Source organism: Shewanella sp., from assembly GCF_041630135.1.
In the GTDB taxonomy this organism is placed as follows: domain Bacteria; phylum Pseudomonadota; class Gammaproteobacteria; order Enterobacterales; family Shewanellaceae; genus Shewanella.
Genome location: NZ_JBFKLW010000079.1, coordinates 1 through 15,978 on the forward strand (window position 1 = coordinate 1; position 15,978 = coordinate 15,978).

The window sequence follows — 15,978 nt, forward strand, 5'->3', positions numbered from 1 at the left end:
ACCGCTTTTTTCGCTTCGGGCTCTGATCCTACATTACTGGCTGGCGCAGGCTTGGCTGCCACAGGATCCATTGCAGGCGTATCAACAACCACCGCTTTTTTCGCTTCGGGCTCTGAGCCTACATTACTGGCTGGCGCAGGCTTGGCTGCCTCTGGGTCCATTGCTGATTTATCCGCAACAACCTCTTTTTCCGTTGCAGGGTCCGACTCCAAATTCACCACTGATGACGATTCTATTGGCTCTAAGGACGCTTGCGCTGCTTTCTGCTCTTGAGCCGACACCGTGGACTTTCCAACAGCAGACTCCTCTGCCTCTGAGTTATCAGATACAAGTTCACGGGACTTTTTTGGCAGCGTTGAATCGGCAACCTCTGCGGCAGGTTCGATCTCCAAGGCCGTATTGACTGTCGTCTGTTCTTTCAATGCGGCTGCGGCATCTTTTGCTGCACTGGCAACGGGATCTTTTTTGCTGTCTTTGGCCGATAATTCCTCAGGAGAACCTGTGTCCTGTGGCGACTGCAAAGGAGTGGTTCCATCAGCGTCAAGCACTGCAGCCATAGGCTTTGGGGGAGTCGGTGCAGCAGCAACATCCTTTTCACGCTCCAGCAGGCACTTATCAAACTCTGCAGTGACTTCATTCATTTCAACCTTGGCCATGCTGACTGCATAGACAAGATCTTCAACCACCTTTTGAAAACCTTCATAGCTGGATTCAATACCGGCAATACCCTGCTTAACTTCATCGCTGAGTTTGACAGTCTGGCGCTTGTAAATATTGATCTCCTGTTCAAGTTCATACAAATATGTCTTGGTGAACTTGATAGCTTCATCTACTGAGCTGAACGTGTTCTTCAACTCTGAGCGTCTGTTGCTGAACTCATCTATCAGTTCGCTGGGAACTTTAGCCGGCAATTCAACCGTAGGAAATCGACCAGCAAACTCTACTATGTGTGATGCAGGTAACCACTGACTGAACCCTCTGCACCAGCCATAACTATCGGGTGCATCTTGTAAACAAGTCAGTGCCTCAGCTTCGGTTAATGGCCCTGTGAGTTCGCCATCCTGGGAAAGAAACCATTTTTTCATCATCATTATTCTTATTCGCCGTTAACTGTTATCAGGGTACGGGGTCAACTCTGTTTGGTTTTCAACCCAGCCAGTTTCTTTTGCAGCGCTTCGTATTGTTCATTGATGCTGCGCAAAGTGGTATTCACTTCCTGGTTGAGGGTCTGAGTTACACCCTTGGTTTCCATGATCTGACTTTCCAAATCGGCACGGGAGTTCTCAATCGTTTTCAGAGTATCTTCAACCCGGCGCAGGGACTGATTGAGTTGCTGCTCTCTTTGAACAAAGTGAGCAATCAGCGCTTTAGGTATAGCCTTGGGCGGAGGAGGAGGAGGAAGGTCAAGTTCAAACTCATCGATATGATAAGCCGGCATCCACTGAGCAAGCGATGAGTGCCAGGCGTAACAATCCGGGTTACTGGCGATAAACAGCTTTGACTCGGCAAGCCCAAGCGGTCCGCTGACTTCGCCGTTATGGGAGAAATACCACTCTTTCATAGTCAACTCTTACCCTTTTTAATAGCATTCAAACTATTCATTCTATTTATCAGGCAGTTAGCATAAATCGCCACACAATACCCGGCTTAAGTTGTATGTGCCACATTGGGTGAAATCGCTTAAACCAACACCTCATTAAGAGAATGTGCTGATCATTACCGATGTCAGTAGCAGCTTTCAGGGGAAGCATAATGTGACAACAGGCTACATTAACCGATAGTTTTTAACAAAACTACTGTTTATCACAGGATAAAATACAAAATTAATCCTATTGCGTACGGATAAGCCCTGGATTGCCAGTCTGTTGTGTTCTGTCATAGCGCCATCAATGTTTTTAACACAGACGAACCACCGGATAAGATGCCGGTAAAGCTCACGCTCCATCAAACGGCAACACTAAACCCATTCTATACATGGATGCGCGATCCGATTATTGCGAGTTACATGCAACTTACCACCGCCTTCAATTGGCTAACCATCAGATTTAAAAAGGACTTGTTAATGCACACAAGCTTACGCCACAATCTGTACACCAGATGCAAACAAGCTGGACAGTCATCCTGTTGACGTTAAGCAATTAATAATGACGTTTTGAGGCTCTCTCAAAACCATCTAGGGGACAATTTGAAAGCATCAACTTTTTCCGATAACAGCGGTAAATTTCACTCTCTTTTTGAAGCAGGTACGTTCCCCTTAGTACTATTGAGTTTGGTCTATGCCGTCAGTGGGATTTTAAGTCTGAAACTGGCTCTTGCCCCCGGTTATGCCAGCCCAATTTTCCCACCAGCCGGTATCGCCATGGCAGCAGCTTTTTTGGCTGGCAGACGCACCTGGCCATTCATTTTTTTAGGTTCTTTGCTGCTAAATCTGTGGATTGGATTACAGGACGAACAGATCATTGAAGTGAATGGTATAGTGCTGGCAACTATCATTGCTATGGCATCGCTTTTTCAAGCCATTTTGGGCAGTACAATCCTTCGGAAAACCTTATCACTGCCAACGTCACTGGATAATAACCACGAAGTTGCCAGCTTTTTGATACTGACTCCCTTGTTTTGTATAACCAGCGCCAGCATCTCAGTTGCCGGATTGTTTATGCTCGGGGTAATTGACGTAAAGGAAGTCCTGAATAATTGGGTTAACTGGTGGATCGGTGACACCTTGGGTGTGATAGTGCTGTTCCCTATCACCATGATTTTTACCGCAGCACCCTTCGGCCTCTGGCGTAGCCGCATCAGTACAGTCGCCTTGCCTATCACCGCCGTTTTTGTATTTTTTATCGTTATCTATATCCAGCTCAGCAAATGGGAATACAGCGACACCCTTTCAGAGTTCAAACAGTTTTCACAGCAGAGTGTCACGCAAATTCAGGCTAAATTGGAAACTCAGGAAACCTTGCTGCTTCAGACCGCTGCCCTTTTTCTTCAGGACAACAACAATCTGGTCAGCCGGGATGAATTTTCCCGCTTTGCCAGCCGCTTACTCAGTCGCTACCCGATGATCCAGGCATTAAGCTATACGCCAAGGGTGACTGACGCACAAAAGGATGCGTTTATTGCTTCTCAACAATTGGAGCTACCGCAATTCACCATTACCGAACGTACGCCAGAAGGCCTGATAACACCAGCTGGGGTCAGAGATTTCTATTATCCAGTAACTTATATCGAACCTCTTGCAGGCAATAAAGAAGCCCTGGGTTTTGATCTTGCGTCCAATTCATTACGCATGGACGCTATTATCAAAGCCAAACAAACCGGTGAATTAATAGCATCCGCACCGCTCCAGTTGGTACAGGAAAAACAAAATCAGAAAGGGGTTTTGTTATTCATGGCGGTCAATCCAACAGATCCCTTCTCCAACGTGGTCACCTCGGTGCTTCGGATGGGAAATTTCATGACTGCATTATTGCCGCACCTTCGCCCCCACCTCTATATGCGCCTGATTGATATTGATGCGCAAAGCACCCTCTACGACAACTTTGGACCTGAACAACCAGCCGCTCTATTTAGCGAGTCGCTCAACTTTGGCGGCCGTAGCTACCGTTTCGAAACAGCCCCGACGCCTCTATACAATGATATGCATCGGGGCTGGCAAAGCTGGGGGTTGTTGGCCATAGGCATTCTCAGCACAGGTTTACTGAGCGCCCTTCTGCTGCTTACAACCGGCTATACGGCAAAAATAGAAGCGCAGGTTAAAGACCGAACCCGCAAGCTCAGCGACAGTGAATTTCGCTGGAAATTTGCCCTCGAGGGATCGGGCGACGGAGTCTGGGACTGGGATATCCCCAATGGCAAGGTCTTCTTTTCTAGACGATGGAAAGAAATGCTTGGTTATGACCAGGCGGAAATCAAATCCAATGTGGACGAATGGAAAACTCGTCTTCACCCAGACGATAAAGCCGCAACCTTAAATGCATTGCAGGCCAACCTTGACGGAATAACCCCTATTTATACTATTGAACACAGACTCAGATGCCGTGACGGCAGTTGGAAATGGATCCTTGATCGAGGCATGGTTGTCAGTCGTGACGCCCAGGGGCAACCTTTACGAGTGATAGGAACCCAGACAGATATAACCGAACGTAAACTTCACGAACAACTGGTACAACGCCTGGCGCACTACGATAATCTTACCGGATTACCAAATCGAAGCCTGTTTGATGACCGTTTCCGGCAACATCTGGCCGCAGCCAAAAGATACCAGCGCTCAATGGCGGTCTTGTTCATTGATCTGGATAATTTTAAGCCCGTTAACGATGATTTGGGTCATCATTGGGGAGACGAACTGCTGAAACAAGCCGCCTCCAGAATGCAATCCTGCGTAAGGGAAGCTGATACCCTGTCACGAATTGGCGGAGACGAATTTGTCATCATTCTTCCAACAATAAACAGCGCAAAAGATGCTATCAGGGTGGCAGAAAAAATTCGCTGTATTCTGAACGAACCATTTCAACTGGATATTCACCAAATATCCATCTCATCAAGCATAGGCTTAGCCTTGTACCCCGATGACGGTCTGGATGAATTGGAACTGCTGAAAAAAGCCGATACAGCGATGTATGCCGCTAAGGCAGCGGGGCGAAACTCCATACGTCAATATCGAGACGACATGCCACCGAGGGGGTTTTAACCAGTCAACTGAACTTCTCAATCGAATGTCTTTCAGCCAGGAAACAGTTACAGCAGGTTCACCTGCCGCAATTGAAATCACGTAGGGGCAAAGAAAAAAGACAAATACAGACAGCACCGGTAACACATAACCCCCGCAAACAAACCCTGGGGCTCTTATTGTTTAGCTGTTCCTATCGTAATCAGATTGGGTAAGCAGGAACGCCTTAGCTCGCGGTGGCGCTGCTAAAAACAAGGCTTTTACAACAACTCAGCACCAATGGCACTGCCCCGGAATTAAACTGGTCATTCATTGCATCAGCAACGCCAAACAAACAAAAGACCATCGAAGGGTTCAGCGCGCAGTTTACTCATGCTCAAAGCCACCAAAACAAAAACGAGTGCCTAAGCACTCGTTTTTTATTGTCTGACCGAACCAAGGCTCAACCGGACCAAAATTGCGTTGCCGACGTCAAGGCGCCAACAATGGCGTTACTGCCACAGATAAGACAAGGAAACCTGCTGTTTTCGCCGCGCAGTTTACTCATGTAAAGAGCCACAAAAACAGTGGGGTGACGCCTTAAGCCACCACAACAAAAACGAGTGCCTAAGCACTCGTTTTTTATTGTCTGACCGAACCAAGGCTCAACCGAAGCAAAATTGCGTTGCCGACGCCGCTCATGCAAGGCAAATCGATGGTTCCAGCGCGCAGTTTACTTTTGTAAATGAGCACTGGAACCGAGATTTAACGCCGCAGTAGCAAGTCCAGGCAGCAATTTTTACTCGTAGTCGCTCATCGGCACACAGGCACAGAACAGGTTGCGGTCGCCATACACGTCATCGATACGGTTCACGGTTGGCCAGAACTTGTTGGCACGCACTGACTCGGTTGGGAACACCGCCAGTTCACGGCTGTATGGACGGGCATCGAAGGCCGGATCCATGATGTCAGCCATGGTGTGCGGGGCATTGGCCAGTGGGTTGTTGTCAACCGGCCACTCGCCGCTCTCAACACGGGCAATTTCGCCGCGAATGGCCACCATAGCCTCGATGAAGCGGTCCAGCTCAGCCTTGGATTCAGACTCAGTCGGTTCGATCATCAGGGTGCCGGCAACCGGGAAGCTCATGGTTGGGGCGTGGAAACCGTAGTCGTTCAGACGCTTGGCTACGTCCATTTCGGTAACGCCAGAGGCTTCTTTCAGCGGACGCATATCGATGATGCACTCGTGGGCGATACGATCGTTACGGCCACGGAACAGCACCGGATAGTGCTCAGACAGCTTCTTGGTCAGATAGTTGGCGTTCAGCATGGCGGTCTGGGTAGACTGCTTCAGACCCTTGCTGCCCAGCAGCTTGATGTACATCCAGCTGATTGGCAGGATACCGGCGCTGCCGAATGGTGCGGCAGAAACGGCGCCATTGTTGTCGCTCTCAATGCCCTGCTTCACTACCGCGTGACCGGCTACGAAAGGTGCCAGATGCTTCTTCACACCGATTGGGCCCATGCCTGGACCACCGCCGCCGTGAGGAATGGCAAAGGTCTTGTGCAGGTTCAGGTGCGATACGTCAGCACCGATAAAGCCAGGGGCAGTCAGACCTACCTGCGCATTCATGTTGGCACCGTCCAGGTACACCTGGCCACCGTGCTGATGAATGATGTCACAGATATCACGCACGGTTTCTTCGTACACACCATGGGTAGAAGGATAGGTGATCATGATGCACGACAGATTCTCGGCCACTTCGGCAGCCTTGGCGCGCAGGTCGTCCAGATCCACGTTGCCTTCTTTGTCACAGGCGGTAACCACCACCTTCATGCCAGCGAGCTGGGCAGAAGCTGGGTTGGTGCCGTGGGCAGACTGAGGAATGAGACACACGTTACGGTGACCTTCGCCGCGGGACTCGTGGTACTTGCGGATGGCCAGCAGACCGGCGTACTCACCCTGTGCACCTGAGTTAGGCTGCATGCACACGGCATCGTAACCTGTGATGTCCACCAGCCAGTCAGACAGCTCACCAATCAGCTGAGTGTAACCCTCGGCCTGCTCAGATGGGCAGAATGGGTGCATGTTGGCAAATTCAGGCCAACTTACCGGGATCATCTCAACGGCGGCGTTGAGCTTCATGGTGCAGGAACCGAGCGAGATCATGGAATGGTTCAGTGCCAAATCCTTGTTCTCGAGGCGCTTGATGTAGCGCATCATTTCGGTTTCGCTGTGGTAGCTGTTGAAGGTTGGGTGAGTCAGGAAGGCTTCTTCACGCACCAGCGCAGCTGGAATAGAGCTTGAACCCTTGGCAAGGATATCGGCGTCAAGCGCTGCTACATCCAGACCATGACCGGCGCCCAGGATCACATCGAACAGCTCGGCAACGTCGGCGCGGGTGGTGGTTTCGGCAATGCTTACGCCCATCACGCCATCGGCGTCATAGCGCAGGTTCACACCGGCGGTCAGGGCGCGGGCGCGTACGGCGTCCACATCGGCCTTGAAGCTGATGGTATCGAACCATTGAGTGTTCAGTACAGTCACGCCCTTGGCAGCCAGACCAGCAGCCAGGATGTCGGCCAGACGGTTAATGCGTGAGGCAATGACCTTCAGACCCTGCGGCCCGTGGAATACGGCGTAGAAAGACGCCATGTTGGCCAGCAGCACCTGTGCGGTACAGATGTTGGAGTTGGCCTTTTCGCGGCGGATGTGCTGCTCGCGGGTTTGCATGGCCATACGCAGGGCGGTGTTGCCACGGGTGTCTTTGGACACGCCGATGATACGGCCTGGCATAGAGCGCTTGTGCTCGTCTTTGGACACAAAGAAGGCCGCGTGTGGACCACCAAAGCCCATTGGTACGCCAAAGCGCTGGGCGGAGCCGAATACCACATCGGCACCCATGGCACCTGGGGTCTTCAGCAATACCAGCGACATGATGTCGGCGCCAACGGTCACAATCACGTTCTTTTCACGCAGCTTGGCAAACAGCTCAGTGAAGTCGGTCAGTTGACCCAGACGGTTGGTGTACTGGAACAGGGCACCAAAAAGGTCATCATGGTTAGCGGCATCGGCAGCTGGACCGGTCACAATCTCAAAGCCAAAACACTCGGCGCGGGTCTTGACCACGTCCAGTGTTTGTGGGAATACGTCGTCGGCTACGAAGAAAGTATTGGCTTTCTTGGCCTTGGATACACGCTTGGCCAGTGCCATGGCTTCGGCAGCGGCAGTGGCTTCGTCCAGCAAAGAGGCAGAGGCCAGATCCAGACCGGTCAGGTCAATGGACAGCTGCTGGAAGTTCAGGATGGCTTCGAGACGACCCTGGGCGATTTCTGGCTGGTAAGGGGTATAAGCTGTGTACCAGCCCGGGTTTTCCAGCACGTTACGCAGGATAACGTTTGGCACTTCAGTACCGTGGTAACCCATGCCGATGTAGCTCTTGAACACCTGGTTCTTGTCAGCGAGCTTGCGGATATAGGCCAGACCTTCGGCTTCGGCGTTGGATGGACCCACGTTCAGCTCACGACCCAGGCGGATAGACTCGGGTACGATTTGCTTGGTCAGATCTTCCAGTGACTCGGCACCAACGTAGTTCAGCATGGCTTGCTGCTCGTCGGCATCGGGACCTATGTGACGGGTCAGAAACAGCTCGTGCTGTTCCAGCTCTGTGAGGGTTTGCTTGGTCATGATAAACCTTTCAAATTACGCCGGTCTGGTATGCGACCGATCTGCTTTATGTCGGATAAAACAAACGAAGCCCCGGGGGGCTTCGTTTTTCCTGATGAGGATTATTCCTCGTCGATAACTGCTTGATAACCTTCGGCGTCCAGCAGGCTGTCCAGCTCAGACTCGTCAGAAGGCTTCACGCGGAAGAACCAACCGTCACCGTAAGCATCGCTGTTTACCAGTTCAGGAGAATCTTCCAGAGACTCGTTCACGGCAATCACTTCACCGGAGATAGGGGCGTAGATATCAGAAGCGGCCTTTACAGACTCAGCAACGGCACAATCTTCGCCGGCAGATACGGTGTCGCCCACTTCAGGCAGCTCAACGAACACCATGTCACCCAGCAGCTCCTGAGCGTGCTCAGTGATACCTACTGTGTAGGTGCCGTCTTCTTCCTTGCGGATCCATTCGTGGGAAGAAGCATACTTGAGTTCGGACGGGATATTGCTCATTGTTCTTGTTCCTTAATCGGGTCTTTTAAAATGCTTGTTTGCCGTTGCGTACGAAGCTGGGTGCGATAACACGCACAGGCACACGCTTCTTGCGCATTTCCACTTCGGCAGTATCGCCAATGGAGCCGGGTACTCGCGCCATCGCAATAGAATAGCCCAAAGTGGGTGAGAAAGTACCACTGGTGATCACGCCCTGCTGCTCGTTGCCGTCAGCATCAGTGAAAAACACCGCCATATCATGACGCAGAACGCCTTTTTCTTCCATCACCAGCCCCACCAATTTATCGGTGCCATTGGCCTTGATGGCTGCCAGTGCTTCGCGGCCGATAAAGTCACGATCGCTTGGTTCCCAGGCGATGGTCCAGCCCATGTTGGCCGCCAGTGGGTTAACGCTCTCGTCCATATCCTGACCATAGAGGTTCATGCCGGCTTCCAGACGCAGGGTGTCACGGGCACCCAGGCCACATGGCTGCACACCGGCATCCAGCAGCGCTTGCCAAAGGGCCTCGGCTTCAGCTTCGGGTACGATGATCTCGTAACCGGCTTCACCTGTGTAACCTGTGGTGGCAATAAAGAGGCTACCGGCCTGCTTGCCAAAGAAAGGCTTCATGCCTTCAACTGCAGCGTTTTGCTCGGCGCTGAATACAGTGGCGGCTTTGGCTTTGGCATTAGGACCCTGCACGGCAATCATGGCCAGCTCAGGGCGCTCGGTGATGGTCACGTCGAAGGCATTGGCTTGCTCGCCAATCCAGGCCAGATCTTTTTCGCGGGTGGCGGAGTTCACCACCACGCGGTAATGAGTGTCGCTCAGGAAATAGGTGATGAGGTCGTCAATCACACCGGCTTCGTGGTTCAGCATGCCGCCGTAAAGGGCTTTGCCGGGAACGGTCAGCTTGGCGATATCGTTGGCCAGCAGCTTACGCAGGAAGGCACGGGCATCGGCACCCTCAACGTCAACCACAGTCATGTGGGACACATCGAACATACCGGCGTCACGGCGCACCGCGTGGTGCTCTTCGATTTGCGAACCGTAGTTCAGGGGCATATCCCAGCCGTGGAAATCCACCATCTTGGCGTTTGATTCCAGGTGCTTGCTAAAGAGTACAGTTTTATTAGCCATTGTTATCCCTTCTATCCGGGGCTTTGGTGCCAAAAATAGAAACGGCACCTGGTTAAAATGCGGCGAAATTATACCTTGCGTCACAAATTTGTATACAAGAGAATTTTCTAATCCGAACAGTCAAATCATTAGTTTTTCTTATGATTTAAATTCAAAAAACTAACGTTAAAATTCTTCAATGGCTGAAAACCACGCCAATTGTTTGATATTTGCTGCAAAAACCACCAGCACGTGGCGTTCTCCTGACTCTGCCGCAGGCGATTTTTCGGGAGTTTGTTTGCTTATCTGCCCATGGCCTGTCTGATGAACACTGTTTTCAGCCCAGGCAACTTATCTACCAGATTCAGCCCCAGATCCCGCACCGCCTGCTTGATGGGGTTATTGCCTTGAAACAGGCGCTTAAAGCCTTCCATGGTGGCAATCATCTCCTGGGCGGCGGCCTTGCGCTCGCGCTCCAGCGGCCGAAGGAGGCGATAATCGCCGATGTCTTTACCTTCATCTTTAAGGCGGCCTATGGTGGCGATAATCGCGGCGGCATCCTGAAAACCCAGATTCACCCCCTGCCCCGCCAGCGGATGTATGGTGTGGGCCGCATCCCCCGCCAGCAGCAGGCGATGACGGGCAAAATGACGGGCGTAACGCATTCGCAGATTAAAGCCGATACGCTCGCTGGCCACGCGGCAAAGGCCGAGGCGGGCATCGAAGGCGGCGGTAAGCGACTTTGAAAAATTTTCATCATCCATCGCCAGCAGTGCCTGCGCTTTGGGCTCGGCCACTGACCAGACAATAGAACACAGGTTTGGCTGATACAGCGGCAAAAACGCCAGCGGACCGTCCGGAAGGAACACCTGACGGGCACAGTCCTGATGAGGCTCGGCGGTTTCAATGGTGGCAACGATGGCAGTATGACCATAGTCCCAGAAGGTAAGCGGAATATTGCACTGACTACGTACCCAACTGTTGGCGCCGTCGCAGGCAATCACCAGCGCAGCCGAGAGCATGTCGCCCTCTTCCAGCGTCAGCCAGGCTTCCTTTTCACCAAAGGCAAGCCGGCTTAAACGCACGCCTTCGCGGTAATCGAGGTTGTCGCATTCGGCGGCGCGTTTGGCCAGCGCAAAGGCAATGTTGTCGTTTTCGATAATGGTGCCGAGATTGTCTTCACCCAGTTCATTGGCATCAAAACCGATACGGCCCATGCCATCCTTGTCCCACACCTGCATCCGGCCGTAAGCTGCAAGGCGTTCGCTATCAAGCAAATGCCAGGCGCCGAGGGATTTAAGCAAATCTTCGCTGGCGCGATTGACGGCGCTGACTCTGAGACGCGGCTCACCGTCAACCGCAGCCTGGGAGCCAGCATCCAGCACAGTCACCTTAAGCCCGGCCTCGGCAAGGCCAATGGCCGTTGCCAGCCCAACCATGCCACCGCCGACGATGGCCACATCACAGCTTTGGGTCCTCTGCATCAATCAATCCTCACAAGGGGAAACAGTCGACAGGCGCACGCCGCGGCGCCAGCCCATGGCGCGGCTTGCCAGCGGCGCTTTCAGTGGTGGACACCATGACAGCAGTCTAAGCCCCAGACTGCGTCCGGCTACCAGCGGCCAATATTGGTTGGAAAAGCCGCGCACCAGCGACTCAATCGCGAGCAAGGTCTCGCGTCTGTCCTGTTCACGCAGGCGCAAATAGGCGTGCAACTGGCGGATATCTCCGATGTCATCATTATCGATAAGCGCCTGCTTAATCACAGCCACCAGGTCGACTATGTCTCTGAGCCCCAGGTTAAACCCCTGACCGGCGATGGGATGCAGCGTCTGTGCGGCATTACCGACAAACACGCAGCGATGGTGGATGGGCCTTGGCATCCAGCTGAGTTTGAGCTCATAGCTGTGACGACTGCCAGCAGCCGTGAACTGCCCGGCGCGGTAACCAAAGGCCTGCTGCAGGGCGCTGACAAATTCGGCTTCATCGCAATGATGATAATACCCGGCATCTTCGGGCGGCATAGCCCACACCAGCGATAATCTGTGCTGACCCTGGATATTGGCCATAGGCAGCAGCGCCAGCGGGCCCGAGCCGGTGAAGCGCTCCCAGGCCCAATGATTGTGGGGCCTGTCTACCGCCACATTGGCAATAACCGCACTCTGGCCAAAATCCACCTGCTCCAGCGGCAGATTGAAGTGACGGCGCACCGCCGAGCCCAGACCATCAGCACCCACCACCAGTTTGGCTTTCACCACTGCGCCGCTGGCAAGCACCAAAGTGTGGGCGTCCTGCCCGGCCTCGAGGCGTTGCAGGCTGTCAGGGCATAAGCAACGGATTTGGCTTTTCTCAATGGCGGCAAACAGCGCCTTGCCCACGGCCTCAAGCTCAACAACCTGGCCAAGACAAGGCAGACCAAAGGCCTTGCTGCCAAGCTCGGTCATACCGAAGTGGCCCTTGTCAGAGACATGAATATCTGTGATAGCGGTGCCAAGACCATTCAAGTGGCGCCAAACGCCAAGGCGCTTAAGCTCGGAAATGGAGCCCTCGGCCACCGCAATGGCACGGCCATCGAAGCCCGGATGTTCATCACCGGGCCTTTTGGCTTCAATAAGGGTAATACGTAAGGATTTGCCCAGTTCGGCGGCGAGCTTATCCAGCGCAAGTGCCAGGGTGGCACCAGCCATGGCACCGCCAACAATGGCGATGTCGGTCTCAAATGTCTCGAGGGGAGAAGTGCTTTGATTGCTGCCTGCATCACCGCTCATGGGAACCTCTGCTGGTCGCGAAGTAATCAGTGCAATACCGAGTTATTCTCGGCGCCACTTTCGTCCACTTGGGGGCCGAATTCCTGATAGCAATGAATGGCGGCCATACGCACAAACTCAACGATTTCGGTGTAAGCCAATTCGGATTCTTCATCCTCAGCCACATCGATTTCCACCTGAGCGATAGCAGCGAGATCGGCTATGATTTCGCGCACATCCTGCGGTGCTTTATTCAGCCCCGGCTGAATGATGGCAATACCGGTCAAAAAGCTTTGCACCCACAATGACATAGCTTCAACACGGTCACACAGGGGCTCTTCTTCTTCGGGTAGCAGCGGCATAAAGCCGAAGTCACGCTCGGCAAGACGAGCCTGGGTATCAGTAAAGAGCTCTTCTACCAGCAGCAGCAACTCAGCAGGCAGAGCCTGAACATCGTTCATCAACTCAAGCAGTGGCTTAAGCCAAGCGCCACGGCCCTGCTCTACACCACCAGCAATCAGGCCGACCATGGCACCGTGAACTTCTACCGGATGCTGGCCGATTTCTGCAGCCTCAAGCGCGGCAAGGAGTTTTTCAATTTTCAATGAAGGAGGGGTTGCCATAAATTTCTGTCCGTGGCGTCAAACCAATTGGGGCAATGCTATCAGATGGGGCCAACACCACCAAGTTCAGTGGCCGCGATTTATGGCAATTTTGCGTGACGTTTGTCCGACATCGGTTGAATTTTCACTGCGTTGCTCACGCAAGCAGCAAACTCGATAAGCCAGGCGACGGTTCCTCTGCCTTGGCCTTGCACTTTTGAAATCCGCCTTATATAGTCCGCCACACAAAGACCACCACAGGGATAGCCCATGAGCAGCAGCGCCATAGACATCACTCTCCTTGGACGCACCTACTCGGTCGCTTGTCCATCCGGACAGGAAACGGCACTCAGAGCGGTGGCACACAAGCTCGAGCAGCAACTGACCTCGCTTCGAAGCCGTTCGAATAACCTCAGCCGGGAAGATTTAGCCATGATGGCCGCCCTCAACTTTGGTCACGAACTTTACGAAGAACAGAGGAAAAATCAGGACTATATGCGGCAAATGGACGACAGGATCCGTCTGCTGCAACGCACGTTAGAGCAGGCTTTGGTTGAGCGAAGCCGCAAGGACGATTAAACTGATTAAAGGCGTTATGGCCGTGCTGGACACTGACATAAAGCCACCACTTTTGCTCCCTGGGGTGTTCGCCAGCTGGTAATGTCCCTGTGCCGATATTTTTGACTTAAGGGCAGGTGTTTTACTGACATTGAGCAGGCTCGGCTCGTACCGAGAAGCCTTAGGAAGTAATCGCAGGCCCGCCTTGAACCTACGGTTCAAGGGCTACACCGGCAGCGGCATTCTGGGGAGCATCTCAATCTATGACGGCATCCGTCACCGCCAGGGCGAACATCGCCCCAGCACAGCAAAACGCACAGGCGCGCAGCGCCATCCGCAAACAGGTGCGCCGTTTAAGGCGCGCCCTGTCAGAAGACACTCAGGCATCTGCCGCCCATCAGGCAGCCATTCATCTGCAAACCGAGCTCAAAGGTGCCCAGCGAGTCGCGCTTTATCTTGAAAACGACGGTGAAATCAGCCCACGCCCTTTAATCGCCGCCCTGTGGCAGCAAGAGGTTGAAGTCTATTTGCCGGTGCTGCATCCCTTTGCAGAAGGTCATTTGCTGTTTATCCGCTACGATGCCCAAACCGATATGCGCGAAAATCTCTACGGTATTCCCGAGCCCGTGCTGGCCTGCCATAGGTTATGCCCGGCCAATCGGCTCGACGCGATTATTACCCCGCTGGTCGCCTTCGATGAGACCGGCAATCGCCTTGGCATGGGCGGCGGCTTTTACGACCGCACCCTGGCGCACTTGCCAGACACCACCAGGGTGATAGGCCTTGCCCACGACTGCCAGCGCCTGCCTGTCCTGCCTATTGAAGCCTGGGACGTACCATTAGCCACCATTGTCACCCCGTCGACAATTTATCGCTTCGGCTAACGTCCCTGGAGGTTATCTTCTCATTCCTGTAAAAGATTGAGTAAGATAGCAAATAGATTCAACCCATATTCTGACGCCATGCCCCTCAGACTCGAACGTGCCGGCAAGATAGACAGTGCCAACCGTGCCCGCGCCAAGTTGGCCATAATGGAAAATGCGCTCATTACGTTGACTGCCCGACAATCAGCGTACAAAACGCTGCTTGGCAGCATGATAGGGGCAGTAGTGGCATTGAGCACTTTTATCGCCCTCGCCCAGCAGGATCTGGGAATGGTATTTCTCTATATTCTGCCATCTGTGCTGATTGGAGTGGGTGCCAGAATGTTGGGACAGTGCTTTGAATGGCAATTACTGCTGATCCCGGCAATTGCTGCTGCCGGAGTTTACCTTTTGGTATTTGCCTATCTGTTACCCTTTAACAGCGAAGATTTAATAGTAGTTCCACTCGGGATAGGCCTGGCCTGGTTTTGTGCCCGTCCCCGCCTGACTGCACTGGAAAAAAATGCACTCTGGTACGCCAAAATGGGCAAGTTTGATAATCAGGCGCCTAAATAAGTTTGGAGCGAGCCCCGTTTCCGTTAGCCTGCCACAAAGTAATCAACAGACACTGTGCTTGCCCCAGGTTCCTCATCCGTCCTCCCCATTACCTTCAGCACCTGAAAAACATCAAGGAGCAAACACGACCCAGCTTCCAAAACCACTTACAGCCGCGCCCCAAAGCGAATTCAAAAATCACTGCCAAGCATATCTCAAGCCAACTTTTTAACCATTTACACCGTTTCTTAACAAAGCTTGCGCTGGCGCAAATTTTATATCCCTAGCAAAGAAACCCTACCCATAAATTGATAGGGATCAAATATCCGTTCTGTCAGCAACGCATACTGAGCCCATTAAAACGACACCATAAATCTGGCTCGTCACCGCTCAACGGCATTTAAAAAGGAATTCACAATGAAATCAGAACTGGTTGTATTACTGCTCGCGACTCTGTGTTTGGTATTGGCACTGGTTGGTCATATTGTCATTGGCTTTATGTTGAATATCAGCGCCCTTGGCATGGTAGCGGCCCCAATGCCATTTGTGCTGATGGTAGTTGCCGTGATTGCGGTGAAGTACGCTGCGGCCCACGATAAGCCTGCCCACTGACACAGTACAGCTTCGCCGCTACCTGACTGGCGAAACAACATAATTGCCAAGGCCCGCCCATAGCGGGTCTTTTACTTTTCTGGTGCGTGCTTTTGTGGCATGTACTTTTGTGGCA

Annotated in this window: 15 protein-coding genes and 1 other RNA gene; 7 read left to right on the forward strand and 9 right to left on the reverse strand. The window is 52.7% G+C overall.

The annotated features are described in order from the left end of the window. Positions 1-1,091, reverse strand: a 1,091-nt coding sequence (locus ABYK60_RS16670; protein WP_372873134.1) for a GYF domain-containing protein, incomplete at its 3' end; no start/stop codon positions are given. A gap of 38 nt (positions 1,092-1,129) precedes the next feature. Beyond that, positions 1,130-1,561 (reverse strand): GYF domain-containing protein, encoded by a 432-nt coding sequence (locus tag ABYK60_RS16675; RefSeq protein ID WP_372873135.1) that lies wholly within the window; start codon positions 1,559-1,561, stop codon positions 1,130-1,132. 624 nt (positions 1,562-2,185) lie between these two features. Between ABYK60_RS16675 and ABYK60_RS16680 the strand changes: the two genes are divergently transcribed. Then, entirely contained in the window at positions 2,186-4,690 is a 2,505-nt protein-coding gene (locus tag ABYK60_RS16680) for a diguanylate cyclase domain-containing protein (protein WP_372873136.1), read from the forward strand. A gap of 215 nt (positions 4,691-4,905) precedes the next feature. Continuing rightward, positions 4,906-5,220, forward strand: coding sequence for a hypothetical protein (locus ABYK60_RS16685; RefSeq protein WP_372873137.1), 315 nt, complete (start codon positions 4,906-4,908; stop codon positions 5,218-5,220). A gap of 227 nt (positions 5,221-5,447) precedes the next feature. Here the strand turns inward: ABYK60_RS16685 and gcvP are convergent, their stop codons facing one another. The 7 genes from gcvP to ABYK60_RS16720 all read right to left on the reverse strand — a co-directional run bounded on the left by gcvP (position 5,448) and on the right by ABYK60_RS16720 (position 13,562). Then, the gene (gcvP, locus tag ABYK60_RS16690) at positions 5,448-8,336 is read right to left on the reverse strand and encodes an aminomethyl-transferring glycine dehydrogenase (RefSeq protein ID WP_372873138.1); all 2,889 of its coding nucleotides are present in this window, start codon (positions 8,334-8,336) and stop codon (positions 5,448-5,450) included. Positions 8,337-8,437: 101 nt separating this feature from the next. After that, the gene (gene gcvH, locus ABYK60_RS16695; protein WP_372873139.1) at positions 8,438-8,827 is read right to left on the reverse strand and encodes a glycine cleavage system protein GcvH; all 390 of its coding nucleotides are present in this window, start codon (positions 8,825-8,827) and stop codon (positions 8,438-8,440) included. Between the two features lie 25 nt (positions 8,828-8,852). Then, positions 8,853-9,947, reverse strand: a complete 1,095-nt coding sequence (gene gcvT / locus ABYK60_RS16700) for a glycine cleavage system aminomethyltransferase GcvT (protein ID WP_372873140.1) — start codon at positions 9,945-9,947, stop codon at positions 8,853-8,855. A gap of 281 nt (positions 9,948-10,228) precedes the next feature. Further along, the gene (locus ABYK60_RS16705; protein ID WP_372873141.1) at positions 10,229-11,410 is read right to left on the reverse strand and encodes an FAD-dependent oxidoreductase; all 1,182 of its coding nucleotides are present in this window, start codon (positions 11,408-11,410) and stop codon (positions 10,229-10,231) included. Between the two features lie 3 nt (positions 11,411-11,413). Beyond that, complete coding sequence (gene ubiH, locus ABYK60_RS16710) at positions 11,414-12,694, reverse strand: 2-octaprenyl-6-methoxyphenyl hydroxylase (protein ID WP_372873142.1); 1,281 nt, start codon at positions 12,692-12,694, stop codon at positions 11,414-11,416. Positions 12,695-12,720: 26 nt separating this feature from the next. Continuing rightward, on the reverse strand, positions 12,721-13,296 hold the full coding sequence (locus ABYK60_RS16715; RefSeq protein ID WP_372873143.1) for a UPF0149 family protein: 576 nt from the start codon (positions 13,294-13,296) through the stop codon (positions 12,721-12,723). An 80-nt stretch (positions 13,297-13,376) separates the two neighbouring features. Further along, complete coding sequence (locus tag ABYK60_RS16720) at positions 13,377-13,562, reverse strand: hypothetical protein (protein ID WP_372873144.1); 186 nt, start codon at positions 13,560-13,562, stop codon at positions 13,377-13,379. Between ABYK60_RS16720 and ABYK60_RS16725 the strand changes: the two genes are divergently transcribed. From ABYK60_RS16725 to ABYK60_RS16745, 5 genes are all read left to right on the forward strand, one after another. Beyond that, on the forward strand, positions 13,546-13,854 hold the full coding sequence (locus ABYK60_RS16725; RefSeq protein ID WP_372873145.1) for a cell division protein ZapA: 309 nt from the start codon (positions 13,546-13,548) through the stop codon (positions 13,852-13,854). The two genes, ABYK60_RS16720 and ABYK60_RS16725, sit on opposite strands and share 17 nt — an antisense overlap. Before the next feature lie 53 nt (positions 13,855-13,907). Further along, positions 13,908-14,088, forward strand: a non-coding RNA gene (gene ssrS / locus ABYK60_RS16730) — 6S RNA. A gap of 8 nt (positions 14,089-14,096) precedes the next feature. After that, positions 14,097-14,717, forward strand: a complete 621-nt coding sequence (locus ABYK60_RS16735) for a 5-formyltetrahydrofolate cyclo-ligase (RefSeq protein WP_372873146.1) — start codon at positions 14,097-14,099, stop codon at positions 14,715-14,717. A gap of 36 nt (positions 14,718-14,753) precedes the next feature. Continuing rightward, positions 14,754-15,272 (forward strand): hypothetical protein, encoded by a 519-nt coding sequence (locus ABYK60_RS16740; protein ID WP_372873147.1) that lies wholly within the window; start codon positions 14,754-14,756, stop codon positions 15,270-15,272. A 396-nt stretch (positions 15,273-15,668) separates the two neighbouring features. Then, entirely contained in the window at positions 15,669-15,863 is a 195-nt protein-coding gene (locus ABYK60_RS16745) for a hypothetical protein (protein ID WP_372873148.1), read from the forward strand. Positions 15,864-15,978 lie beyond the last annotated feature (115 nt).